We start from the raw sequence: 25,702 nt of genomic DNA, 5'->3' as shown, positions 1-25,702 counted from the left end.
CACCAATAAAATGATATACCTACATAATCTCCAAGGAACTTTTTTTTCTTATTTTGTATTATAATAATTTGCTCATTAACGATATTAACACTCAAACAACCTTACTTTACTCTAGCTAAACTAAACCTTATCAAAATGACCAAAATAGTGACCACTAAATAACTATTTTATCTGATCTTTGAGTGGTAAAGTATATTTGGGATACAGAAAAGAACAAGTAGAAGTATTAATGGAAAACGCATTCCACAAGCTCGCTTTAACCAAGCTTATAATTTTAGTGTCCAATGACTACTTTCTTAGTGGCATATTTTTCATCCGTTATAATTTTCAAGATGTAGATACCTTGCTCTACTCCTGTCACATCAATACTAAAGATATTTTCCCCTTTATAAGCGCACTCAAGCACTAATTGCCCTGCTGAATTCAGTAATTGAACTTGACCAAGTTCCAAAGCGCTACCATCTAATTCAATATTAAGGAGTACATCTGTTGGTTGTGGAAACGTCTTAACTTCTATTGGAAGTTTTTCTATCTTAGTAATGGGTACTAAAGAGGATAATGTAGTAGTATCTCCTACTAAGACACCATCTTTTACGTATGCAACAAGTTGATTTTCAAAACTACCTAAGTGATTAGATTCCTCATCATATAAAAAGCCCAGACCAGAGGCAAAGAATCTACTCTTAGAACTTGAAATGATATTATAGATACCAGGATTGGGGCTGTAATTGCTAAGTCTAAATGGTGTAACTTTTTTAATTGCTTTACCTGCTCTATCTTCTGTAATGACACACAACCTATACTCTTGAGGATAATTAGAAGCCATAATCTCCCCATTAGAAACAAGTTCTTCGTCATGATAATAGGGCAATAGGGAGGTTGTTCCTACAGCAGTTGTTATTGACTGATTACCATAATTATTGTTTTTTTGGAAAGATTCTTTTCGAAATGTATAATTGTTACCTGATTTTGATAACACAGTATATTTCTCTCGTAATAATGAACTAGAGTTGATGTATACAGTTCTCGACTCATACACCAAGACATCCCCCACTTCATAATCATAGGTATTCGAAGTACTTGGCATTTGTTGTCCAATAAAATTAGTGGGTGTATACTCAATTCCAGCTAATGTGTAATAGAGATCCGAAGTATCTGGAAAGTATACAATTCCATGATTTTTAGATAGTAAAATACTATCACCTAAAGATAAATGAATTACTTTGATAGAGTCCACTTGTCCCAAAACAGTATCTTGAACAATATTGGTCACGGTTGCTATATTTTGAGTATTTTGATTATAGGTCCAACTGTCATTTATACTTGCTTGTGTATTGAGAACAAGTGTATCTGGATCATAAAAATTATAAACACCTCCTCCCCCTGAGACCATCTTGCGCTCTAAAAAATTAGGTTGGTGAGCTTTGATACCAACTCCAGCTGCCAAAAAAGAAACATCATTGAAAAAATAATTTGTTAAACCATTCACTTGTTGCACACTATCCACTTCTATTGTTCGAAACACAATCGAGGTGGGTACATAATATAAATCTACAAGAGAATAGGCTTGTATAGGATAAATACTCAAGTTATGAGCTTTATAATTCGTTTTGCCAGTGATTGAGATAGGTGTCCAATTTTGAGCAAAGGCAGTAGAAATGTTCAAAATCAATAACAAAAGTCCCAATTCTATAGGTAATCTATGCATAGTTAATCTTGTTTAATAATGTATAAATACATATATGTAATCATTCAGAAAAATTATATAAACCACGAAGTAGCAGCGCAGCTAAACAACCTTCTTTTTTAACTATAATTTTTTATCACTGGTAAATAACCAGATGACACACCCCTTAAAACTTCTGAATTTTCAGCAAACAGATCATTTACTTGGTTTAAAAATGATTACAAATATACTTTTTGCAAACCGACAACAACTAAACTAATATACACTAAACATTCAACATTCTAAAATACATAATATTGAGCTTATCAGATAATAATAGCCTACTTTAACACATAAAACTTTGATTATCAAACGAAATAAAAGAGCTTTTAACGAGTATTGTTTATCAGCAATTTTACACCAACTTATTTCCACCTCTACTTGCACAGCCTACATAATCCTTCTTTATTCGGGGAACTTTTTTTTCTTATTTTGTATTATAATAATTTGCTCATTAACGATATTAACACTCAAACAACCTTACTTTACTCTAGCTAAACTAAACCTTATCAAAATGACCAATTTATTTCTAAAAATGCTACTCAATCTGCGACAAGAAGAAGTCATGTTATATGGCAATTTATTGAGTGTACAAGATAGTGAAGTAGAAGATGTTATTTATTTTTTAGAAACAGAATATCAAGAAGAAAGCATTTCATATCCTCATGAAACGCCTGATTTTCATCCTCAAGCCGCACTTTGGGCAGCTAAAACAGTTTACTTTGCTTCGCAACTCATTTTATACAGAGAAAACCAGCCTAAAGAATTGGTCTCCTTATTTCCTTCTTTTGAAGGTGTAATTACTCCATCTGCTATTTTATCTGCTGACTTGTGCTTACGTTTTATTCCTTCAATTATTACGAAATTAAAGATTATTGACGCCGAAGATCCCTTAGTTGATATTTTAGAAAATATTATAAGCATCTGGCACTACTCTGCAATTGGTTACTCGATAGAGTATACAAATATAAATTTTAGTACCATACCCCAAAGTCCGTGCTTATATCAACTGTATATTGATAGAATTATTGAACGCAAAGTTCATTCCTTAGCAGAATTAGCTATTTTCAAAGCAGGAATTCAAGCTAGCCTAGGTTGGCATAGCCAATTATTTTGGAGCGATCTAAAGTTTAGCCATTCATAATTGAGAGCCATTCATTGACTAATGCATAATGATTTTATCATTTCAAATCTCTAATTTTTAATTAATTATATACAACTATAATGAACCATATAGAACAACTAAACCATGTCCTTCGATTTGTAAAAAACACCTTTGTAGGTAAAGATGCTATTATTGATCTATTAGGGATCGCCCTAGTTGCCAAAGAAAATGCTTTTCTTTTGGGACCTCCAGGAACTGCCAAAAGTGCTATTATACGTAGTTTAGCAAACTGTATCGAAGGAGGCAAGAACTTTGAATACTTGCTTACCCGCTTTACAGAACCCAATGAAATTTTTGGTCCTTTCGATATTCGAAAATTAAAAGAAGGCGACCTTGTGACCAACACAGAAGGAATGCTCCCTGAGGCTTCTGTTGTCTTTTTAGATGAAATTTTTAACGCCAACTCTGCTATTTTAAATAGCTTATTAATGGCTTTGAACGAAAAGGTTTTTCGCAGAGGAAAAGAGACCAAACCTTTGCCTACTCTAATGTTTGTTGGGGCTAGCAATCAATTGCCAGAAGATGAAGCATTAAATGCCTTACTGGATCGTTTCTTATTGAGGATTCAATGTCACTATGTTGCACCTGACCTATTAGATGCTGTATTAACAGCAGGCTGGAAACTTGAAAACAAGACTACGGTACAACGTCCATTTATTAGCCCTCAAAGCATTCAAGAACTTCAAAACGAAGCTAAAACAGTCGATTTAAGTCCAATTCGTCAAGATTTTATCCAATTGATTCATCATTTGCGAAATGCAGGTATCAAGGTATCTGACCGCCGTGCTGTCAAGCTTCAGAATCTACTAGCCGCAAGTGCCCTAATCAGTGGACGTAAAGCTGCTATTTTGTCCGACCTTTGGGTGGTAAAATATATTTGGGATACAGAAGAACAAGTAGAAGTATTAGCTGGTATTGTAGATGCATTAATAGAAAAAGAAACACATCCGCAAGCGCATCCACAAGCTCATTTTAACCAAATACCTAACCCAGAGAAATTACTAGCGGAAGTGTTGGATTTGAATCAAAAATGGCAAAACGAAGGGCTTTCTTTTGAAGAAAAAAACCTTATTAAAGACCAGTTAAGGCACCTTCAAACTCGGTGCAATTGGGTACAAGATCAAGCTCACAAAACCCATATTCAAAACAAAATTGAGGACTTATGGAAAAGCATGCTTCAGACATTGTAAATTACTTACGAATTCCTAAAAACCAAATAGAATTTTTGGCAAATATCCGACATTGGGACAATTTAAAACTTGGTTACGAAGCAGATTTCGTATGGATTAAGGAACTAACCATAGAACAAGTAAATTCTGTTGCGATCAAATCTATTCCTTTTCATGTCGCTTATTATGAACAGGAACAGCAATTATCTTTGATGGGTAGTTTGCTTCCGCATTGTTCTATACCTCAAATTTTGTGGACACCGATACAAAGAGCATTGCCTATACAGTTGCCTACTTTGAATCATAATTACTTTGGAACCTCTGAAAAAATCAGCATTCAAATCGTTCCCTCTAACAAAGAACAAGAGGGCTTTGCTTTGTTGTCGCACATAGAGGATTTGGGTAGGTTTATCAAAACCAGCTCTGCCATTCGGTTGAAGCCACTAAAATGGTGTATCATTGAGGATAAAGCACTCCTTTTCGGAATTCCTTTTTTGCCCATACAAGGAGCTGTTTATTGGAAGTCAGGGCAATTTCTGATTCCTGCTGGTTATGATTTTAATTACCCTACTTTAGCTCAAAATATTCAACATAATATTGTACCTAATTCAGATGACTGGATTGTTTGGTCTACAGATAGCAATTATTATTGCATTGAGTCCTCATTTATTCAAACACTCTCTTTAAGTTCTTATCGAAAAACAATATCCATTCGTACTTAAACACAAAGCATCGCAAACGCCAACACAAAACCATGAGATTACAAGCTTATTTTCAAGCCTATAGAAATTACTTCTGGCAATGGGAGGATCATACCGAAGTCATTGCCATACCCAACGGAAGCACAATTGCCTACAAAGCATTTGTACTAGAAGTACTTGAATATATTAGCCCAACAGGCACACCGCCTTTTGGGGCCTTGCTATTTATGCTCATAGCAACTAATCCTACCGCTAAAAATGATTTAGAGCACATCAAAGGTTTATTAAAAAAAGTTACTCCTCAAAAAGAAAACAACAACAGTATTGAACAACAAGCTTTTGATTTTTTTATTAAAGTAGAGGCAATACATCCAACGTACAAAACAGGGAATAAACGCATTCAGCTGCTACAAACTATTTTTAAGAATAGTCACAATCATTTGTCTTTAAAAAAAGCAACACAAATATTAAGAGAGCATTGGCAACACAAAGAAAAGTTTCCTCACTTGATTCAAAGTCAAGAAAAGCCTTTTAATTCTGATGCTCTATACAAAGACTTTAGAGTTTTTAGGCAGCTCAATGCTCAATTTCCTACTTCCCAAAGCATTTTAGATGCTATTGCTGATTTGCCAGATATTGATGCAAACATTCTTGAGGATACTAACAACACCTCTATAGACATCTTGCTAGAGCAATTAACAGAAAATATAGATACTTTTTTTGTAGCTACGCTGATTAAATATTTATGGTCGGGTTTAAATTTGCCCTTCAAACAATTTATTCCCAATCAACAACCTTTGGGTGGCATTTCGGACATTACGAATAAAGGTAATTTTGATCGTTTACTAATTTCTGAATTTGCATACGATGACCTATCCTTTTTATCTCGTTTGGCGAATAATGAAGCCTTGTATCTACAAAGAGAAGCACCTCCATCTAGCAATTATTTAGAACGTGTTGTGTTAATTGATGTTTCCTTAAAAAATTGGGGAACTCCCAAAACGATAGCGTATGCCATTTTATTGGCACTGGCTTATCATCCTAAAAATAAGACGAATTGCAAAGCATTTGCTGTTGGTGGCCGCTTAGGGTATCAATCCATTGCATTCCATTCTATAGATGCGATTATTGATAGCCTTCAATGGATAGATACTTCCTTGGATTGTTCTAGTGGGTTAAGTGACTTTTTAAAGAAAGAAATACAAACCAAGCAAACGGAAATCATATATATTGGCGTCCAAGAAGCCAGTAAAAGCAGTGATTTCAAACAAGCTATCAACTCTTTTGAAAGATATTTTCAGTTTTGGATTCACCCCAATTCAACGGGGCAAATCAAAGTTTATAAAAATCAAAAAAAAGTAAAAAAACATCTGCAAACAATACAATTACCATTAGAGAAGTTATGGGAAAAACCAACAAAACTAATCCAACCAAACGATAAGGTCGCTCACTGCTGTCCTATTTTAATTCCTCAGCCGAGTAACTACAAACAGATTCTATCTACAACCGACGACCAAGTGTTTATGGTCAATTTGGACAAAAGCTTGCTTTGGTTTGGAGGTATTGACAATAATTACAATCAAAAAGGGTGGGAATTGATGTATGAACGCCTACCCTTTTCATCAGGTGTTTATGAAATTGGACTAATGTCAGATGGAAGTTATGTATTACTAGTACTTGATCTTCAAAATAAAACCTTGTCTCTAATCAATTGTCAAACCAAAGTGATGAAACAAACACATTTTGAAGCTTGGGCTTATGACTCCAGAAAGGAATTTTTATTTTACAATGATGTATTTTACTATGTTGCTCAAAACACTTGTTGGTCGGTTGATTTTTATGCCAAAAAGATGCTGACAACAGTAGAGCAACCTACTAATTTTTTTGAACTATATGACGACCGACGAAAAGAACTTGGAAATTTAACCCGTCAAGTAAACTACTTAAATCCAACTCCTAGTGTTCTCAAAAATATTAAAACTGTTGAAATTAATAAAAATGGACAATTGGTATTTAATAAGAAACATACCTTATTATTAAACCCTTATGGTGTTATAAAATTAGAACTATCGGTTCCCACACAACAGCCATACAGTGCAATTAACAATCTCAACAAACATATATTTGCATTTAAAGATGGTAGTGAGGTTCATATCACTTCTCTAGGTGTTATTACGTTGAATAGTAGTGACAGAAGCCTTCCAACAATTTACGTCCCTATGACTATTGATGCAGCGCTAGGAATTGGTACTAAAGATTGTTTTGCAGGAAATGATTATTACAAAAGGAGTTCTAATTCGGGCAGTTCTAATATTATGAATACCCAAAAGTTTTGGGAGACGTTTATACAACCTTTTATTGAAACTATTCAATCACATGTTTAGTCCTTATACTATGAATTTACAAATAAAACAGAGCAAGTATAATACCTATCCAATTCAAGGAATTTTGATCAAAGGACCGTCTCCTACCTACTGGATTCAAGAGATCGAACGCATGGGCTTTTTGCTTTCTAATATCGTTGTCTATCCTATTCCTAATACAATCCCTAATAGTATTTGGGGCTGTTTACTCGTTTCTTCCAAAGATTTGAGTAAAATAGAAGCTGGTGCCAATCAATATTGTCAATGCATCCATCAGCGATTATTTATCCCAGAAAAAACATCTTTATTCCCTTCTTTAACAGCAAAGGAATTGGATGCTTTGCTCTTATCAAAACCCTATGTAATGCATCCTGACTTCGGCATGGTAGAACTGTTTGATCCTATTAACTGGACAACATTTATTGAATTACCAAAAGCTCGAACTCCTAAAATTAAACGACCTGCTTCTTCTATTGTTATACCACAAGACATCAAAACGTTTCAAGTTTATGCCCTCTCTCCCGAAGATCTGCTTCAACAATTGGAGTCACTCAATTTTTCGGAAGGCAAACCTTTAGACGCTCCCCTTAATGCCTCAGAGAAAGCCCGTCTTTTTTTATTGAGACGACTATTTAAACAACATGAGGAAGGGAATACTGAAAAAAGTGGCTTGATGGGTGCCTTGGAGTCTTTTCGGAACAAAATTTCTGGGACAGAAGGGCAAACTTGGTCGGATGCCTTACAGAAAGAATACGAGGCGTTGGAAAAACGAAACCAAAAAGAACTAGATAAACTTTTAGATTTGTTAAAAAACAATCCTGAAGAAGCTTTGAAATATGCCATTCCTTTAGACCATACAGGTATGAGCAGAGGCAGCAGTTACGTTGGTGGTACTTGGAGTTTATCTCAACGTTGGGACAATTTTTCTCTATTTGGTCGTCAAATTAATGCTACTAACTTAGGCGGTAGCGCGCCTCTTGGAGACAAAGGTTTCTATCAATTACAAGAACAATATCGTGAAACAGCCGTACAACTCATTCAAGAAAAGAAATATAGAAAAGCGGCATTTATTTACTTAAAACTGCTAAAAGACTATGATAAAGCGGCTAAAACCTTAGAAATGGGGCACTTTTACCAAGAAGCTGCTTCTGTCTATTTGAAGCATTGCAACGACAAAGAAAGCGCTGCTAGATGTTATCATCATGGAAATATGCTTCCCAAAGCCATTGAGTTGTATAAAGAATTACAAAAATATGAACTAGTAGGGGATCTTTATCTTGAATTGAATAAGAAGGAAGATGCTTTATTTTATTATGATAAGGTCATTGAAGAACACAAACAAAAAGGGCGTTATCTAAAGGCTGCTTTTCTAGCCCAAAATAAGATAGAAAATGTGGCTCGTGCTCAATCGTTGTTGTTAATGGGCTGGCAGAATAAATCCGATGCTTTTAATTGTTTGAATAACTATTTTAAAAACATCAAAGACTTAGCAACATTAAAAGCAGCAATAGCATCAATTTATCAGCATGATGTTACCCCTAAAAATGCCCCTATTTTTTTACGGGCTATCAAATGTGAATTTAAAAAAGGGAATACATTGAGTCCTTTTATTCAAACTATTGCACATGAAATAATTTCAGAGCAAGCGACTTTTAATCCCAATATCATCCAAGAGTTGGTTGCTTTTGATAAAGATAATAAAAACCTTAGTCAAGATATTTTAAGGTACAGTAGCAAGCGGCGTTAATATTGGTTTTCTTTGCCAAAGAAAACGCCACTAACAACTGCCAATCCGTTTTAAAATCATAATAAAGATGCAGGAATTATTAATCATTGGAGGTCCTAATTTTATAGGTCGAAATTTACTTGAACAGCTTAAAAATCATCCGCAGTATTCTGTTACTTTATTTAACAGGGGAAAGACGAATGCAACGCTTTTTCCTGAGTTAAAGCGTATTGTTGGCGACAGAAACACGAATGATATTCAAAAAATTGGTCAACAAAACTGGGATTATATTATTGATTTGTCTTGCTACTACCCTGCTTCGCTAGATGCTGTTTTATCTAATATTAATAAAACAAAATTGAAACGATATATTTTCATTTCTACTTGTTCTGTTTATGACAACAGTCATAAATCAGAGCAGCCAACACCTGAAAATGGTTCACTTTTGTCTTGTTCTGAAACGCAAAAAACAACACCTCTACCCGATGCTTATGGCGAAAAGAAGGTAGCTTGCGAAACATTATTAGCACAATCGGGAGTAGATTATATTAGCCTACGACCTGGGCTCGTCTACGGGGCATACGATTATACCGATCGTTTGTATTACTGGTTGTATCAAGTGCAGCACCACCAAGAGCTTTTGCTGCCCAATTGTGGCAGTTCTTTATTTTCCATTACCTATATTGACGACTTGATACAAAGTGTTGTAGAAGCCTTGAGCATCTCCAAACACAACACAATCTATAATGTCATGAGTCAAGAGTGTGCGTCTATCAAGAAAATAGTGGATACGGCTTGCTTATTACTTGATAAAAACCCCAATAGAATCAATGCCACAGCTGACGTTTTGAATGCTCAACAAATTGCAGAATGGACAACCATGCCTTTATGGATTAATGGAGATTATTTTACCTTTTCGAATCAAAAATTAAAAACCGATTTTAAGTTTCAACTAAAAGGCTGGACAGAGAGTATTGCCAAAACCATTGAATATTATCAATCTCTCGGTTGGCCCACTCCTAACTATGGTATGTCTGAAAAAAAACGAATAGAGTTAATAAATTTGATTGTCGCCCCATAAAATTTAGATAGTACAATCTATAATTGTTAGCTGTGCTATTATTTGCCGTATTGTGGCTACCTAGATAACTCTAAGTTATCTTCTAAAACTCCAGGGATATGAGGTCCTACTCGTATTCTATTATTTCCATTGAATTGAATAGGATGCTTTAAACTAGGCTCACAAGTCGGAAATGTTGCTGGGTTAGGTATGTCCAACCACAAACTAGACCTAGTGCCTTCTGACTCAATCCACCACTCAAAAGTATCAACAACACTTATAGGAGCACCATTAATTGCTCCACAGGCAAAATCAAAATAAGGTGAATTAACTGTTATTCCTGTCCTGTCTGCATTAAATGTAATTGTACCGCCATCGGAAGTTGTCCAAGTGCCTATTATATCCTCTTCCGCAACTCTACAGGCCACTAATGCAATGCTAAGATATACCAACCCCAAAAATTGTATTGCATTTCGCATAATAAATGATTTATTATTTTTAGAATAATAATCCTGCCTCAAAAACAACACCATTTGCCACTGTTTAAGTTTAATTCTAGGTTATTTAACAATGGCTACAAAACCATTTTTTCTCATTACTTTTCTTATTGTAAAGAAGCAAAAAGTAGTTTTTTTTTCAATAAAAAAAGTTATATTTACCTAATAGACAACCTATTAAAATCACACTTTCATACTAACACCTATTCCAACGATTTATTTTAGCCCTCAAAATCTATCCAATTTAGAACAGACACTCAATAACATTCAAAAAAAGTAGCTATGAAACTTCAAAAACTAGCAAAGTTGCGCGAAACAATACGAAAGTATGAAGATACCATTCGATATTATGAAAAGCTATTTATGGCAGATGGGCAGATTGACTCAAATGAACAACTCAAACTTAATAAGCTTAATACTAGTCTAAAAAAAATTGCCAATAAAATAGAGGCAAAAGAAAAAGCATTAAGCTCTAGTGAACGAATTAAAAATGCTTTGCAATCTCACCAAGAAGGGATAAAAGACTGGTCTAGCACCAAGGATGACACGGTAGATCATACGTTAGTAAATGAACCAACATCAAGTAAAAGTATTAGTGGCTCGGTTGGGCGCAAAGGTGATAATAAAAAAAGTGACGTAAGCCTTGTTCAAAATTTGCTTAGAGAAAAAAATAATGCCCCCTTAAAAGGCTCTGGAATATGTGGTCCCAAAACAATTAAAGCAATTAAAAATTTTCAACAAAAAGTAGAAGAAGCAGACACAGGGATTATCACCCCCAACGATAATACTTGGAAAAAACTTAATGCATATACCCCTATTGATAAAGATAATAAAGACAATAAAGATTTAGATTTATCATCCATCAAAAATTCCGTTGGCAAAAAAGGTGTTAACGACAAGGAAGATGTTAAGATAGTCCAAGAATTGCTCAAAAAGAAAGGTGGAAAACTTATCGGTCTTGGTATATGTGGACCACTTACAATTAGTGCCATCAAAAAGTTTCAAAGCATTAATCTTAATGGATTTAGCGATGGTCTTGTAGAACCTGATGGAAAAACATTTAAGCTCTTGGTTGGCAATGGAAAACCTATTAGTAGCGATGATATTAATTCCAATACAGGTCCTTTGAATAAACCCAATTGGATAAAAATAGCAGAAGGAGAAAAAGGTGTCAAAGAAAATACTAGTAAGAAGAAGCACAATCCTAGAGTTTTAGAATACCATGCTTCTGTAAAAGGTAATATAAAAAATGATGAAACGCCTTGGTGCTCTTCTTTTGTTAATTGGGTGATGAAAAAAGCAGGTCAAGGAGGTACCAATAGTGCAATGGCTATTTCTTGGAAAAAATATGGTAAAAATCTAGGGAAACCTGCCTATGGAGCCATCGCAGTCATCGATTGGGATGGTGCTGGTCCTGGGTGGAAAGGTCATGTCGGCTTTGTGGTTGGTAAAAAAGGAGAAGAGGTATTGTTACTTGGAGGCAATCAAAGAAATGCTGTCAACATCAAGTCTTACTCAACAAGCAAGGTGGTAGCCTATGTCGTACCTAGCAATTATGAAGTACCAGCTAATGCTTATTCCTTTGGTGAATTTACTGGCGACTATGGTTCTGGTGGGGGCATGAACTCGACTCGATAAAATACCAATATGGGATGTTGAATTCTAAATGTAAAACAGTGCTATTTACACTAGAATTCAACATTTAATTTTTTCGTATAAAACATTCACCCTACTGACGAAGCGATTTATCTATAAATGCACCTTCTTTTAAGAACCTTCCTGGATAAACACCAGCAACTGTTTTACGTGTTGAATCGGTGTAGGCAATCGTATGATAATAATAATATTTAGGATGCAATTCATAAATATCCTTCTCACATACGGGGCTATCTAATGAATGATTTGTAACATAAGTTTCGCTTTTGAAAAAAATAGGGTTTTGCCTCAAGTAAAATTTCCCATTTTCAATTGGTCTCTCTTTATCCTCCAATTGTTTTAACTTCCTCAAGTTAATACTCTTAAATTCGGCTGTATAGTTTTTTAACAACTCTTTTAAAGAAGGGTCAAAGTCTTTTGGAGAAGCATAAAAATAACTCTCAATTGTGTCCCTATCTATTTCGATCAATTCTTCAAAAACTTCATAAATGGGGTCATCTGGCAAACTTGTTAGCACTTGATAATGATAAAGCCAGTAACCAACTTTACGAGGGTCACCTACTGGAAAACTATACAATACGACACTGTCATTATTATCATTCACTAGCCAGGTAGAATACATGCCTTGTGTTAATTTTGTTATGCTTGTATTTTCTGCTTCTGCATTGACTATATTTTTTAGACTATCAAGAAAAGAATCTAAGTATACAATATCTTGTTGAACAAATTTCCCTGCCATAAATGCTTGTAAACGAGCTACATTACTTTTTATAGAACGATAATAATCAATTCCTACATCAGTCTCATTAACAAATCCAACCAGCAGCTTTTTATTTTCCTCTTTTCTAATTTCTTTATTTCCTTGGCAAGCCGTTAAGAATAAAACACTAATAAGGAGATACAATCTGTTGTAAACAATAAGGTTAATTTTAATTTGCATAATTTTTTATTTTACAAGAATATGAAAGGGACGAATTCCATTGTCTTACTCATAACAAGTGTCTGTTCTAAATAAACAACAACCTACAGATGGTCATCTTTCCTAAGATTGCTTATCATTTTACGCTGCACCTGCACTTATCTAAATTTAGCAGTCTGTTAATTCTATTGAATAAAACCAAAACAATTGAGAAATAACCAAACACCTTGATGGGCAATTAAGTTTTGACTATTAATGGTTTAAATCAATTTACATATAACAATATTACATACTAAGGCTTTAAACTAAAATACATTTTTCCTGCCAAAAAAACAGTGCAAATTAATAGCCAAAATGTTATTTTAAAGCACTACAAAAATCCATTTATGTCCCTTTTGAACTCCTCTTTTTCTATTGTTTTGTTCACACCAACAGCCTTGCCTATTCCTTTTATTTTTATTCCCTAATATGCCTACTTCAATAGCTAGAAAAATAACACATCTTATTTTAGTCTACTCGAAAATGAATTTCTTTCCACCTTATTATTATCTTGTCCTAAAAAAAGACACTGCACACCAACAGCACGAACATAGATATGGAAAAAAATAGCAAAAAACTCATCAATGCTTGGTCTTCTTATGATTGGGCAAACTCTGTTTATAATTTAATTGTTACCACGGCTATTTTTCCTAAATACTACGAAAGTGTTACAGAAGCGGCATTTGGAGGCGAAATTGTTCCATTTTTTGGGATTAAAATCTCCAGTTCTGTTTTGTTTACTTATGCTATCTCTTTTTCCTTTTTAGTCATTGTCATTACCTCTCCTATTTTGTCTGGCATTGCGGATTATATTGGTGGAAAAAAGCGGTTCATGCAATTTTTCACCTACTTGGGGGCTGCCTCTTGTATGGGTTTGTATTTTTTTGATGGTCCCAATATCGAGTACGGAATTATGTGTTCGGTATTAGCTAGTGTAGGTTATGCAGGATCTTTGGTTTTTTATAATGGTTTTCTGCCTGAGATAGCAACCCCTGATAGAATGGATAGTGTTAGTGCAAGAGGCTTTACTTTTGGTTATATTGGAAGTGTTATTTTATTAATCATTAATCTCCTGTTCATCATTTTCCCAGACACATTTGGCTTTGATGGCGTGAATACTGCTACCAAATTTGGTTTTTTGTTGGTAGGACTTTGGTGGTTAGGCTTTGCTCAAATTGCTTTTTATCACCTAAAGGATCAACCTACAGGAAATAAAATGTCTTCCCAAGTCTTAGGACGTGGCATCAAAGAACTCCGAAAAGTATTTGTGCAAGTCAAGGCTAGACCAACAATGAAAAAGTTCTTACTTTCCTTCTTCTTCTACAGTATGGGCGTATTAACCGTCATGCTTTTAGCTCCTTTATTTGCTTCTCAAGTTATGGACATTACCTTTGTTGAAATGATTGTTGTTGTACTCATTCTTCAAATTTTGGCTATTGTTGGTGCTTATTTCTTTTCTTGGGTATCAAGCAAAAAAGGTAGCCGCTTTGCTATTAGTACTATTTTGGTCATATGGGTAGGCATTTGTATTGTTTGTTATTTCCTTACCATTAAAGTTGGCTTTTATATTTTAGCTGGAATTTTAGGATTAGGAATGGGAGGTGTACAATCTATTTCTCGCTCTACTTATTCTAGGTTAATCCCTAAAGCGACCAAAGACACGGCTTCGTTCTTTAGCTTTTTTGACATCACAGAGAAATTAGCCATTGTAATCGGTAGTTTTGCCTTTGGCTTTATCAATCAAATTACTGGTTCTATGAGAAATAGTATGCTGTTTATGACCCTCTTTTTTATAATCGGTATCATTATTCTTCAAGTAACAGATTTAGAAAGTGATATGAAAAAAGTAGCAGAAGCAGACGAATTTGACAATCCTTGGGATGATGTTTTAGAAGACATATTAGATGATTAGATTTGTAATCCTCCTATAAAATTAGGTGCTTTTCTGCCACTTATATTTCAAAAAAAAGGCAGCTCAAAAGCTGCCTTCCACTGTTTTTAGGACTAAAACAGATTTCAGATTACAAGTAAAATATACAAAAGAGAGGGGGTATTTACTCTACTCTTAATCTGTAATTTTTCGGTGTTTCATTTTTAAATTTATCTATAGCAGCATCTAGGTAAGGATGTACTTCGCCCAATACATTAACATTCCCCTTTCGCTCAATTTTAACTTTTTTAATACTCAAAGGCAACTCTTGACCATCAAGAACGGACGTACTTGTTAACCAATGATGATTTAGTTTTGCGGCAGTATATACATATTGATTACTCATACCAATTGGTTCTTTGGCTAAGATAACTCCTTTTTTATTAAAAGTAGCCAAGTAATAGTTTTTATGATAACGACGCGCATCATCATACGAACTATAAATCACTAGATCAAATTTTTTCGTTCTCTTGACTAAATATTCTGCCTCATACGTATTGGGGCGCAACCCTCCTTTTCTTTTGTGGCTAATCTCTGGCAAAAATAAATCAAAATCTGGCAGTAACATTCGACTCTCAATAACTTTTCGAACTTCCATTCGATCCAAATTCACTGCCTTAAATTCTGCTTCGCTCACAGGCAAAGGCTGGTGAATCCGCACATCCAAAAGAATTTCTTGCAGCGATTCAACCGTTTCAAATTTTTCTAAAAATTGTTCGTATTGTGCTGCCCGATATTTAGCACTTACTTTCCTTGTTCCCGCTTCTGAATTTATTCCAAACGATGATAAGAACAATAGTGCTGCTCCAACTAAACCCATTTTTAATACTTGCATAACTGATGTTTTTGATTAGAATCATCAATAGTTCGTAGGAAAATCGCATCAGTTTGATTATCAATAGAGTACACTTTCGCTGCTTGATTCCTTAAAGAATTGATAATCAAACTGATGTAAAGATGCTTTTTTAGTTTTTCACAAAAAAGCTAAAAAACTAAGCTTGCGCTCTCACGACCGCAGGGAGCTAACTAAAAGCGAAGCGCTCACGAAGTACCACGCAGTAGCAGCGCAGCTAATCCACGAACTACTAAATAATAACACACGGTATTTTTTCGATTCTGTGTTAATAATTCAATTAAGTATGTAACAAGTATAGTTTCGCCATGTATTTTCTTTTGTTGGGTTGAAATCAATCTACTATTCTAAAACCTCCAAACCTTGTTTTCTATTGTATTAAAACCTTTCTTTTTTTAATTTCTAATCGTTTCACCTAGTAGCGCAAAAGTATTGTTCATGAGTTTCACAAACTAATAAGTGCGCTCATACTACAAAAAACAGTCGCTTTAACATTCACATATCCCCCAAAAATGGATTATAATTTTTCTGCACCTTCAAACCATTCATAAAAAAAGGCAGCTCAATTAAGAACTACCTTTTAGTAAATAATACTCCGTTGATTTTTTATTTTTTCTACGAACCCGTAGGCTCACGAAGTAAAAACGTAAAAAAGCATCTTGTATTAGTTTGATTACCAGTCTTTTAGTGTAAAGGTTAATAAAAACACATCTTGCTGATAATCAAACTAATACGATTTTTCAACGGAGTAATGAGTAAAAGAAATTGTTTAAAATTTATAAAGTATGTACCTAAGAAAATTTAAGGATTGCTTTTTGTTGAACAGGTTCTATTTCATCCATAGATTTTGTCTCTTCATGTACTAAAATTTCTCCTTTGGGGGTAATAAACATCTTTTTAACATCCTTCTCATCATAACGTTTAGATTCTCCTTCTAAAACTATGCGTTTTGTTGTCAATTCCATTCTTTCTGTAATGGTCAATTCTGTTTGTTCCTCTAGTCCCGAATATCCTAAATAACGTGTTGCTATCGGATTTCCTTTTCCATCAAAGGTCGCTAATAGATATGACTTAGCACCTCCATCAAAAGCACGAGATTCGCTATAAATCACAGCACTATACTTACCACTCGTTGCCAAAGCTAGTTCAGCCTTATAAGTACTAGGTCCCATTCGGCTCATCATACCTCGCCCAATTCCAGGAATAAAAGCATCGTAGTCTTTCGTTAAAACCTTATTTAGTTCTGTTTTACTTTCTAGTTTTTCTAATTGTTTTTTGCGTTTTTGAGGAGTCATTTCGTTCGTAACAATATAGGCTTCTAAAGTAATGGTATTGGGCAAGTTTATTTGCTCAAATTTACTGAGAAAATCTTTGTACAAACGCTCTCGACCATCCTCGTAGGTAGAATAATAAGCAAAAGAGCATAAGCTTGTTACTAAACTTAGAATGAAACTTATTTTTAGTAATTGCATAAGGATATGATTTTTTAGTAGTTCGTTAATTGTTTGAGTTCTTGTTCTTGCTTACACCTCTTATATATCAGTCAACTATAAACACGTATTAAAATGTCAAAGGCTATGCCAAACCCAAATACACCCCATACAAACCTGATTATGTATCACTTAGGTGTTATTTATTCAACTATCGCATACTTATTGAGCCTCCAGCTTCTATAACTCGACCAGAAATCGTAATCTCATAAGCTTGGCTGGATTTAGCAATTGTTTTTTTGAGATGTGTCTGATTATAAAAATTCTTATTTCTCCATTGCTGCTTGGTACCTTTTTTCCACTTGATAGCATAATTCGTAACAACAAAACTATTGTCAGCATTTAGCACAAAAGCCTTGCATGTTTTTAAGGAACCACGTTTGGCAACTTCTAGTTCCGAGATTTTATCCCCTTGCTTGTTATAGGTGACTAAATAATATTTTTTAGGCAAAATATACTCTGACCAACTCTCCTCCACACTGTATACAACTAAGAAGTAATTTTCTTGTGCCATACACATTTCAAATCGACACAAATTTCGCCCACTTCGGCTAAAAGCTCTATATCGAGCCTCTTTTACAAAAGCATCAAAATAGCCATACACAATAGGATGTTCTTTTTCATATAGCTGATAATCATCATACTTAGCATTGACCGCTTCAAACAAGTTGGTGGGTCCCAAATCATAAGTACCTACCGTATGGGCTTCGGGAGCAGAATACTTAAATGCTTCAAACATGGCCAATTTATTGCCTTTAAACAATTGATCATACGAATTCCAAAAACGTTCCCATTTTCTGTAAGCCTGAAAAGCCGTGTCTTGCAATAAGAATTCGTAGTTTTTCAATTCCTTCGTTTGTTTAAGTAGGCTGTACTTTCTTTTTCTTTTAAGTAAATAGTTATCTATTTCGTAAACATCTTTACCTTGTAATCCATAAACTCTTGCTATTTTCCAATAACAATCTCCCTTGTATGGATAGTCTATTTCTATTGCCTTCTCATAAGCAACAATAGCCTCTTGATAACGCCCTTGTTCTACCAATGTATTCCCATAAGTTTGGCAAAATCTAGCATTTTCCCAAGCGTACCTACCCGTACCAACCGCTCCTTGAACAATCCGTTGCCACTTTTCTTCCATCGTTTCTGGCGGAAGAAGAATTTCCCACTCAGGTTCTGGCTCAGGCTCAGGAGGAGGTGGTGGTGCAGGTTCTACCTCTTTGCTTAGAAGCACCAATTGTGGCGATAAGGGTTGAGACTCTTGAACAGCAATGTGTACATTGGGAGATCTGGATGCTACTGTAACACTTTTTTCACTTACCTCATCCAGTACTATTGGATATTGTTTAATTTCAGATTTTTTAGTGACAGTATCCGAACAGCTTACCAATACACTGATTGACAATGCACAAACATATAGATTCATTTTCATGGGCATTATTTTATTTAATACTCCGTTGATTTTTTAGTTTTTCTACGAACCCGTAGGCTCACGAAGTAAAAACGTAAAAAAGCATCTTGTATTAGTTTGATTACCAGTCTTTTAGTGCAAAGGCTAATAAAAGTGCATCTTGCTGATAATCAAACTAATACGATTTTTCAACGGAGTAATGTTTATTAGAATAGTTTATGAAATAATAAAAGAAAGCTTCCTGCTTCTACTCTTTAATAAGTAGATGCAAGAAACTCCCTTTTTGGTGCATTTTTTAGTGTAAGTTATCGCATTTCTACAGAAGCCATACCTTCTGTTTCAACGATACGCCCTGTTGTAGTGATTTGATACGTTTTAGTCGCAACAGCTTTACTTTCCTTCAAATTTTTGTAATTCAAGTAATGCTCAGCATTCCCTAAGTGCTTTTTTGCGCCTTTTTTCCATTCCACTTCATAATCGGTGACGACCAAACTATGATTGGGATGTAGTACAAATCCCTTGCAAGTCTTTAACGATCCTCGTTTTGCTATATCTAATTCTGAAATTTTATTTCCTTTTAAATCATAAGTTACCAAGCGATATTTCTTAGGCAAGATATATTCTGACCATTGTTCCTCCACACTGTAAATAACGGCAAAGTACGCCGCTTCTTCTAACATCATTTCATAACGATAATTATCTCCTCCTTCCCTACTAAACATATCATCCGAAACACCTTCTACAAAATTTTCAAAAAAGCCACTGATAGCAGGACGATTTTCATAGTAGCCCATTTTTGATCGATACTCATAATTTGTATTTTCATATAACTCTTTAGGGCTCATTATATAATCTTGAACCAACCTTTTCTTTGGTGCAAAGGTTACAAATGCCTTAAACATTGCTTTTTGATTAGTACCAAATAAATCATTGTACAAATACATAAAGTCATATTCTTCTCTCCAATTCTTAAAAGCCGAATCATATAACAAAGCACGATAATTTCTAAACCCTTCTTTTCTAGCACTTATCAAATAATCTTCCATGGAACCATAAGAATCATCATTCAAAGCATATGTTCTTGCTATTTTATAATACAATGTTTTTAAATCCTCATAACCAAGCTGCTCCGCTTCCTTATACATTTCGATTGCCTCATCGTACTTTTTCATATCAACCAAAGCCTCTCCATAAGTATAATAAGTAATCGCATTTCCTTCATCATCTCCTCCTTGCTCCTCTAACTGAACCACTTCCTTCGTCAATTCTTGAATACTTTTTTGTGGTTTTTCATTCACTTTCTTTTTTTCTATCGTCTTCGACTCATTTTCTTTATTTTTTCCTTCTATAGACTCATCCGCTAGCGCAACCATTTCTACTTCATGTTCTGCTAGAGACGCATCAATGGTAGGATGTTGTATGATGTCAGAAGTTGGTTTCTGACTATTGTCAGAACAACTTACCAATGTCCATAACATCAATGCCGCAATACTCAATGATATACTTTTCATAATTAGAATATTTTATGGTTATCTTTATCATTACTCTCTCAATAATCACATCAAACTGATTATCAAAAGGATATGATTTTATTATTTTTAACACTAAAAGCTGATAATCAAGCTGAAAAGGCAACAAAGTATTCCTTTATAGCACTTATTGAAATCTCTACTTTGTACTTTTTTAATTTAGCACTATGCTTTTTCAACCCACATAGCACATTAATAATCAAGCACTAACAAACAGCTCAAATAACGATCTTTTTTTAGGTTTCGAATTGTTTTATATCTCATTAAACCCCTGTAACAGGAAAAAAGATACAGTCAAGCATTATTATCTTAGCCCCTAGTGAGTATTCGGCAACAAAAATGAGTAAGAGGCAGTTCTTTCTAAGTTTTAGTCACATAAAAAGGAAAGAATACAAGGTCACAACTAGGTAGTATCCATAGATTTTTATACCTTTCAATAATAAATATGTTACCTCTAGTAATACTTTCTAATAAAATCCACGAAGTAATATTCTAGAATTACAGATCTTGAAATTCACTTCCCCTTATGACTTGGCAACAAATTCCCTTTCTTCGATTGCTAATTCCCTTTTTGTCAGGAATAATATCCTACCATTGGTTAGGTACAGCAGTGCCATGGGAAATACTAATTGCTATTTATGCCTTACTTTTGGGGGGTATTTTTCTCTTGCACTTAAAACCCAAGCCCAATGTCTCTGTCATACGAGGTTGGGGGATGCTGCTTTCTATTTTGCTAATACAAGCTGGATATTTTGTAAGCTATGCCTATGATGCTCGAAATTCTCCAATCCACTTTGATCAATTTCTAAACGGGAAAGCAACTAATTCTCTTTATATTGCTACCATAGATAGTCCTATTAAGCTCAATGCCAAAAGTATTAAGGCAACCCTGAACTTATCTATACAAGGAAGCAATATAAAAACCTTGACTCCCTGCACAGGAAAAGTTATTGCTTATTTTCAATTAGATACCAATAGCACAAAACTCCAATATGGTGACGTTATCACCTTTCACGCCACCCCACAAACATTATCCCCTCCTTTAAATCCCAAAGCCTTTGACAGTCGGGCTTATTATGCTACTCAAAATATTTACCATCAAACCTATTTGCCTTTCGATCAATGGAAAAGAATAGGTAGTGGACAAGGACACTGGCTTTACCACTTTATTTATCGCTTAAGAAGCCAATTACTTCAAACACTAAAGATACATTTGCCTTCGCCTAACGAATATGCTGTTGCTTCTGCTTTACTGCTTGGTGCTAAGGAAGAATTAAACCAAGCATTGCGAAATGCCTACGCCGATACTGGTGCCATGCATGTTTTAGCTGTTTCTGGTTTACACATTGGAATTCTGGTCGGGCTGCTTTCATTTTTGTTTAGTTTTATTCGGCGTTCAGATGTTCGCTGGTTGCGAATTAAAACCCTTCTTTTATTGACTTTGCTATGGAGTTTTGCCCTCTTAACAGGTGCCTCTGCTTCCGTTTTGAGAGCCTGTACAATGTTTTCTTTTGTTCTTATTGGGCAATCTCTAAATCGAAAAATTAATACCTATAATGCATTAGCCGCTTCTGCTTTTGTACTTCTAACAATCAATCCATTGATGTTATTTCAAGTCGGGTTTCAACTTTCTTACCTTGCACTGATAGGCATTCTTTATTTGTACCCTAAAATCTACAAACGCTGCTATATTGAAAATAAATTAGGCGATTGGCTTTGGAATGGTGTTGCACTTTCATTGGCTGCTCAAATTGCTACTTTGCCTATTAGTTTGTATTACTTCCATCAATTTCCAACTTTTTTTTGGCTTTCTGGAATTGTTGTTGCCGCAACTGCGGGTATTATTCTCAGTGTAGGGATTGCTCTATTATGCTTCTCTTGGGTACCGTTATTAAGTAGTCTATTAGGGTATTTATTATATGGTTTTCTTTTTTTAATGAACAGCCTCATTTTTTTAATTCAACAATTACCAAGTGCTGTTTGGGAAGGCTTTTGGTTAGAATCTTGGGAAATGTGGACTTGGTATATTGTCCTAATCAGTACTGTTTATTTATTGATTCATCGACAACTCAAAGTAGCCATCATTCCACTTACTTTAACTATTTTATTGTTTGGTTATCATGCAATGATAGATTACCAACAAATCCAACAACGCCAGCTTTGCATTTACCACAGTCGCAAGAGTACACTGATCAGTTATCTTAATGGCACTAAAGCCATCACATGGATGGATTCTACTTTAATTGGAAATCCACAAGTACAATATGCCCAGCAAAATCACCTTTGGTCTGCGGGTATATCTAATCACCAGTTCCATGTTTTAGAAGATAGTGTTCAAAGAAACACCTTATATTATAAGCAGTACAAAGGGCAATTTAGGCAACATCGGTTGAGCTTATACACTCCCAAACATCTTCATCATCATAGTCATACTCCTTTAGAGGTAGATTACCTTTTGATTCATGGCAACCCCAAGTTAAAGAGCATTCAACAAATTGAGGATTTATTTTTTTACAAAACACTCATTTTCGATGCCTCCAATAGCCGATGGCGTATACAACAATGGAGTAAAGAATGCCAAAAACTAGGTATTCACTTTATAGATGTTTCTACCCAAGGTGCTTGTATCATTAACTTATAAAGAATGCTTTTATTTCAAACGTTTTACAACATACATATCTATATCCCCAGATTCAGAAAATGAAGCACTTTCTCCGATTAAATAATAAGCTTTTTCTGTTTCTATCACCGTAGAAAATTTATCTGATAAATCGCCTCCAAAACTTTGCTCTTGAATGAGCGTCCCATCAGCACTAGTTTCTAGTAAAAAAGCTCTTTTGCTTCCATTGCCATAGCTATCTGTTTCACCTGCTAACAAAAGATTGCCATTACTCAATTCTATGGCACTAGTTCCTCCGTCATGAGCTACGCCACCATAATGTTCTTCAAATACAACGATTCCATCAGTTGAGATCTTGGCTACGTATAAATTATGCAAAGGATCGATACCAGAGGAATGACCACACAAAAGGAAGTGACCATCTAAAGTTTTTCGGATGCTATGAGCTTGTTCATATTGAGGCGTTCCGTAGCTCTGTTCCCAGAGTACATTCCCTTGTTCATCCACTTTTAAAAGGTAAAAATCATCGTCTCCATCCTTACGCCTTCCTAACAAAAGGTATTCGTCTTGCTCTGTTTTAGCGATATTAATCCCTTCATCATTATAAGGGCTTGTATAAATTTTCTCCCATTTCCAATCGCCTTGGCTGTTCAAACAGGTTAACCTAAAATCATTGGTAGAACCATTGTGAGCCGACCCCAACACCAAAATATCTCCATTGCTAGTTTCGATTAAACCTTCCGCAACATCAAACTGAGTTGCATCACCATAGGTTCTGCTCCATATCGTATTCCCATCAACATCTACTTTTACGATCAAAATATCTACTTGTGTTCCCGAATTAGTTGGAAGACTTGTTATACCTAATAGCAACAAATTACCATCTGACGTTTTTACAATATTAGTCCCAAAGTCAAGTATTGTTCCTCCATACGATTTTTCAAAAACCAAATTTCCTAACGCATCAATTTTAGTCAGCGCCAATCCTCCCGAAGAACTTTGTAAACTTTTTGAAGTTCCCACCATATAAATATAACCATCGCTATAAATGGCTTCTGAGGCATAGTCAACTAAATTCCCTCCATACGTTTTCTCAAATGGCAGTTCAGTAGATGCTGTTTTTGTTTTGTTGCAAGCCATTGAGAGCATGCTATATATCGTGATAAGAACAAAGTATCTAGACATAGATCTTTCGAATTTTAGGTCAATAAAAAAGCCCATTTGTGAAATGGGCTAAAATTTTGCTTAAGGATAAAAACTCCTCTTTTAAATAAGGACGAGTAATCTTTATTAGTGGTTGCAATCCTTATGTTTTGACCGTTAAATAAGGGCTTACATCTATTCCCAATTCATCTGCATAACGTTCGATTAATACTCGTTTATATTTCCTCAAATTATCTAAATTTCCTAGTGCTAATTCATCCATCAAGCGATTGCCCATAATGTAAGTAACTACATTTTCACCATGGTTTTCTGCTATTAATTTTTGAATTGGTTTAAAGACTTTCTTTTTGGCTTCATCACGAATCGCACGTTCTTTCTTTTTGGCTTGGTATAATTCGCTGCTCATTCGCTTCAAAGCCTTTTCTGTTTTGGATAAACCTTCCCGCTCTGCTTCTTTTGCTAAGCCTTGATACGTTTCCCAGAGTTCATTCTTAAACGCATCATTTTTGAGGCTCTTATAAATACCTCTAATTTTCTCAAAGCGATATATCTGTTTGGGACGTTCTGCCAATTCTCTCAAATATTCTTTATCAATAATTTGATAACTAGGGCGATTGTATTTTTCTGCTATTTTCTCTCGGTATTCTAATAGTCCCTTAAACAGGTAATATTCGTATTCTGACAGCCCGTGTTTATCCTTTTCTTTTAAGTAATTGTTGTTATCAATATCAGCATAAGAAACACCATCAATTATTTCGTTCTCTTCTTTTATCCAGTCCAAAATACCTTTTTCCTCTGCCATCTTGATTAGAATTTCCTTCATTTCTAACAAATACAGGACATCTTTTGCGGCATAATTAACTTGTTTTTCAGAAAGAGGTCTCAAAAACCAGTTGCTTTTCTGAGCAGATTTGCTAATTTCTATATCCAATATTTCATCCACTGCTGCTGCGAGCGAAGCTGGTGGATAGTCTAGCAAACGCATCGCAATTGCTATATCAAATGTATTTTTAGGAAAGCAACCTAACGAATGAAACAACCTCAAATCTTCTCCAAATGAATACACTACTTTTTCTATCGTAGGATCTTCAATTACAGCGTACAAATCCTTTAAAACAACTCCTTCTACCAAAGGGTCTACAATAAAACAACGTCCTCCAGCATAGATTTGAATTAAGCAAAGATTAAAACCATATCGGTAACGGTTTTTATCAAATTCCAAATCAATAGCTATTTCTTTTTGTTGTTTCAAAAAATCAACGCATGTTGTCAAAATCTCGTTGGTATCTACATACTCCCAATTCTTCATATCTCTATCGTTCTCTTCTATTTATCTTTTTATTTATGTATTCATTTTTGCGGCTTTGTACACTTACAATTATCTAGACAATCAACAGATACTTCGCCAGAAATTTAAGTAACACATCCTGTCTAATGCTTAGTCAAAAATGAACTTTAGCCCCTAAAATAGCAATATCTTTTGGCTTCGCGCACTTTTGAGAAAGGTTAATCAGTAATGATTGCATTGGAATAAAATTCCTAGCCTACAATCTAAAAAATGCATAAAAAAGAAATGCTCCAACTGGGCTAAAGTTGGAGCATCATTCCTAAATACTATAGTTCAAATTAACAGGAATAGATGGTAAAGTCATTATCAACAAACATAAGACCAATCTTCATGAATGTA

18 protein-coding genes are annotated in these 25,702 nt (G+C 34.8%); 9 read left to right on the top strand and 9 right to left on the bottom strand.

The window, feature by feature from the left end; genetic code table 11:
• Positions 1 to 274: 274 nt before the first annotated feature.
• A complete protein-coding gene (locus CG11_RS24515; RefSeq protein WP_052599574.1) occupies positions 275 to 1,708 on the bottom strand; it encodes a T9SS type A sorting domain-containing protein in 1,434 nt (477 codons plus the stop codon).
• 532 nt (positions 1,709 to 2,240) lie between these two features.
• On the opposite strand from CG11_RS24515, the gene CG11_RS24510 reads away from it, so the two are divergent.
• The 6 genes from CG11_RS24510 (at position 2,241) to CG11_RS24485 (ending at position 9,931) form a co-directional block, all read left to right on the top strand.
• Complete coding sequence (locus CG11_RS24510; RefSeq protein WP_052599572.1) at positions 2,241 to 2,870, top strand: hypothetical protein; 630 nt, start codon at positions 2,241 to 2,243, stop codon at positions 2,868 to 2,870.
• 80 nt (positions 2,871 to 2,950) lie between these two features.
• Positions 2,951 to 4,081 (top strand): AAA family ATPase, encoded by a 1,131-nt coding sequence (locus CG11_RS24505; protein WP_052599570.1) that lies wholly within the window; start codon positions 2,951 to 2,953, stop codon positions 4,079 to 4,081.
• Positions 4,054 to 4,782, top strand: a complete 729-nt coding sequence (locus CG11_RS24500; protein ID WP_052599569.1) for a hypothetical protein — start codon at positions 4,054 to 4,056, stop codon at positions 4,780 to 4,782. The genes CG11_RS24505 and CG11_RS24500 overlap by 28 nt, the downstream gene beginning before the upstream one ends.
• Positions 4,783 to 4,814: 32 nt before the next feature.
• Positions 4,815 to 7,145 (top strand): hypothetical protein, encoded by a 2,331-nt coding sequence (locus tag CG11_RS24495; protein ID WP_052599568.1) that lies wholly within the window; start codon positions 4,815 to 4,817, stop codon positions 7,143 to 7,145.
• 10 nt (positions 7,146 to 7,155) lie between these two features.
• Positions 7,156 to 8,871: a hypothetical protein gene (locus CG11_RS24490; RefSeq protein WP_156039888.1), complete on the top strand. Its 1,716-nt coding sequence runs from the start codon at positions 7,156 to 7,158 to the stop codon at positions 8,869 to 8,871.
• A 67-nt stretch (positions 8,872 to 8,938) separates the two neighbouring features.
• Positions 8,939 to 9,931, top strand: a complete 993-nt coding sequence (locus tag CG11_RS24485) for an NAD-dependent epimerase/dehydratase family protein (RefSeq protein WP_052599561.1) — start codon at positions 8,939 to 8,941, stop codon at positions 9,929 to 9,931.
• A 56-nt stretch (positions 9,932 to 9,987) separates the two neighbouring features.
• Here CG11_RS24485 and CG11_RS24480 read toward each other — a convergent pair whose 3' ends face one another.
• The gene (locus tag CG11_RS24480; RefSeq protein ID WP_052599559.1) at positions 9,988 to 10,389 is read right to left on the bottom strand and encodes a hypothetical protein; all 402 of its coding nucleotides are present in this window, start codon (positions 10,387 to 10,389) and stop codon (positions 9,988 to 9,990) included.
• A gap of 300 nt (positions 10,390 to 10,689) precedes the next feature.
• Here CG11_RS24480 and CG11_RS24475 point away from each other — a divergent pair, with 300 nt between their 5' ends.
• Positions 10,690 to 12,045 carry a TIGR02594 family protein gene (locus CG11_RS24475; protein ID WP_052599557.1) on the top strand — a complete coding sequence of 452 codons (1,356 nt, stop codon included), beginning with the start codon at positions 10,690 to 10,692 and terminating at the stop codon, positions 12,043 to 12,045.
• Between the two features lie 91 nt (positions 12,046 to 12,136).
• Here CG11_RS24475 and CG11_RS24470 read toward each other — a convergent pair whose 3' ends face one another.
• Positions 12,137 to 13,003, bottom strand: a complete 867-nt coding sequence (locus tag CG11_RS24470) for a hypothetical protein (protein WP_052599554.1) — start codon at positions 13,001 to 13,003, stop codon at positions 12,137 to 12,139.
• Between the two features lie 574 nt (positions 13,004 to 13,577).
• Here CG11_RS24470 and CG11_RS24465 point away from each other — a divergent pair.
• Entirely contained in the window at positions 13,578 to 14,933 is a 1,356-nt protein-coding gene (locus CG11_RS24465; protein WP_052599553.1) for an MFS transporter, read from the top strand.
• A 142-nt stretch (positions 14,934 to 15,075) separates the two neighbouring features.
• Here CG11_RS24465 and CG11_RS24460 read toward each other — a convergent pair whose 3' ends face one another.
• The 4 genes from CG11_RS24460 to CG11_RS24445 all read right to left on the bottom strand — a co-directional run bounded on the left by CG11_RS24460 (position 15,076) and on the right by CG11_RS24445 (position 20,213).
• The gene (locus CG11_RS24460; RefSeq protein WP_052599550.1) at positions 15,076 to 15,786 is read right to left on the bottom strand and encodes a hypothetical protein; all 711 of its coding nucleotides are present in this window, start codon (positions 15,784 to 15,786) and stop codon (positions 15,076 to 15,078) included.
• Between the two features lie 809 nt (positions 15,787 to 16,595).
• Positions 16,596 to 17,276: a hypothetical protein gene (locus CG11_RS24455; protein WP_052599548.1), complete on the bottom strand. Its 681-nt coding sequence runs from the start codon at positions 17,274 to 17,276 to the stop codon at positions 16,596 to 16,598.
• A 169-nt stretch (positions 17,277 to 17,445) separates the two neighbouring features.
• Positions 17,446 to 18,723, bottom strand: a complete 1,278-nt coding sequence (locus CG11_RS24450; protein ID WP_197043929.1) for a tetratricopeptide repeat protein — start codon at positions 18,721 to 18,723, stop codon at positions 17,446 to 17,448.
• 284 nt (positions 18,724 to 19,007) lie between these two features.
• The gene (locus tag CG11_RS24445; protein ID WP_052599545.1) at positions 19,008 to 20,213 is read right to left on the bottom strand and encodes a tetratricopeptide repeat protein; all 1,206 of its coding nucleotides are present in this window, start codon (positions 20,211 to 20,213) and stop codon (positions 19,008 to 19,010) included.
• A 544-nt stretch (positions 20,214 to 20,757) separates the two neighbouring features.
• Between CG11_RS24445 and CG11_RS24440 the strand changes: the two genes are divergently transcribed.
• The gene (locus tag CG11_RS24440; protein WP_052599543.1) at positions 20,758 to 22,872 is read left to right on the top strand and encodes a ComEC/Rec2 family competence protein; all 2,115 of its coding nucleotides are present in this window, start codon (positions 20,758 to 20,760) and stop codon (positions 22,870 to 22,872) included.
• 9 nt (positions 22,873 to 22,881) lie between these two features.
• Here the strand turns inward: CG11_RS24440 and CG11_RS24435 are convergent, their stop codons facing one another.
• Positions 22,882 to 24,036, bottom strand: a complete 1,155-nt coding sequence (locus CG11_RS24435) for a hypothetical protein (protein WP_197043928.1) — start codon at positions 24,034 to 24,036, stop codon at positions 22,882 to 22,884.
• Between the two features lie 121 nt (positions 24,037 to 24,157).
• The gene (locus CG11_RS24430; RefSeq protein ID WP_052599539.1) at positions 24,158 to 25,324 is read right to left on the bottom strand and encodes a ribonuclease D; all 1,167 of its coding nucleotides are present in this window, start codon (positions 25,322 to 25,324) and stop codon (positions 24,158 to 24,160) included.
• Between the last annotated feature and the right edge of the window lie 378 nt (positions 25,325 to 25,702).

Source organism: Aureispira sp. CCB-QB1 (assembly GCF_000724545.1).
Lineage (GTDB): Bacteria > Bacteroidota > Bacteroidia > Chitinophagales > Saprospiraceae > Aureispira.
Note: the sequence above shows the minus strand (reverse complement) of the source record. Positions and strands in the feature narration are given on the sequence as shown.

Coding starts and splice junctions, on each gene's coding strand:
- CG11_RS24515 (WP_052599574.1), bottom strand. CDS start 1,708: ATGCATAGATTACCTATAGAATTGGGACTTTTGTTATTGATTTTGAAC.
- CG11_RS24510 (WP_052599572.1), top strand. CDS start 2,241: ATGACCAATTTATTTCTAAAAATGCTACTCAATCTGCGACAAGAAGAA.
- CG11_RS24505 (WP_052599570.1), top strand. CDS start 2,951: ATGAACCATATAGAACAACTAAACCATGTCCTTCGATTTGTAAAAAAC.
- CG11_RS24500 (WP_052599569.1), top strand. CDS start 4,054: ATGGAAAAGCATGCTTCAGACATTGTAAATTACTTACGAATTCCTAAA.
- CG11_RS24495 (WP_052599568.1), top strand. CDS start 4,815: ATGAGATTACAAGCTTATTTTCAAGCCTATAGAAATTACTTCTGGCAA.
- CG11_RS24490 (WP_156039888.1), top strand. CDS start 7,156: ATGAATTTACAAATAAAACAGAGCAAGTATAATACCTATCCAATTCAA.
- CG11_RS24485 (WP_052599561.1), top strand. CDS start 8,939: ATGCAGGAATTATTAATCATTGGAGGTCCTAATTTTATAGGTCGAAAT.
- CG11_RS24480 (WP_052599559.1), bottom strand. CDS start 10,389: ATGCGAAATGCAATACAATTTTTGGGGTTGGTATATCTTAGCATTGCA.
- CG11_RS24475 (WP_052599557.1), top strand. CDS start 10,690: ATGAAACTTCAAAAACTAGCAAAGTTGCGCGAAACAATACGAAAGTAT.
- CG11_RS24470 (WP_052599554.1), bottom strand. CDS start 13,003: ATGCAAATTAAAATTAACCTTATTGTTTACAACAGATTGTATCTCCTT.
- CG11_RS24465 (WP_052599553.1), top strand. CDS start 13,578: ATGGAAAAAAATAGCAAAAAACTCATCAATGCTTGGTCTTCTTATGAT.
- CG11_RS24460 (WP_052599550.1), bottom strand. CDS start 15,786: ATGCAAGTATTAAAAATGGGTTTAGTTGGAGCAGCACTATTGTTCTTA.
- CG11_RS24455 (WP_052599548.1), bottom strand. CDS start 17,276: ATGCAATTACTAAAAATAAGTTTCATTCTAAGTTTAGTAACAAGCTTA.
- CG11_RS24450 (WP_197043929.1), bottom strand. CDS start 18,723: ATGAAAATGAATCTATATGTTTGTGCATTGTCAATCAGTGTATTGGTA.
- CG11_RS24445 (WP_052599545.1), bottom strand. CDS start 20,213: ATGAAAAGTATATCATTGAGTATTGCGGCATTGATGTTATGGACATTG.
- CG11_RS24440 (WP_052599543.1), top strand. CDS start 20,758: ATGACTTGGCAACAAATTCCCTTTCTTCGATTGCTAATTCCCTTTTTG.
- CG11_RS24435 (WP_197043928.1), bottom strand. CDS start 24,036: ATGTCTAGATACTTTGTTCTTATCACGATATATAGCATGCTCTCAATG.
- CG11_RS24430 (WP_052599539.1), bottom strand. CDS start 25,324: ATGAAGAATTGGGAGTATGTAGATACCAACGAGATTTTGACAACATGC.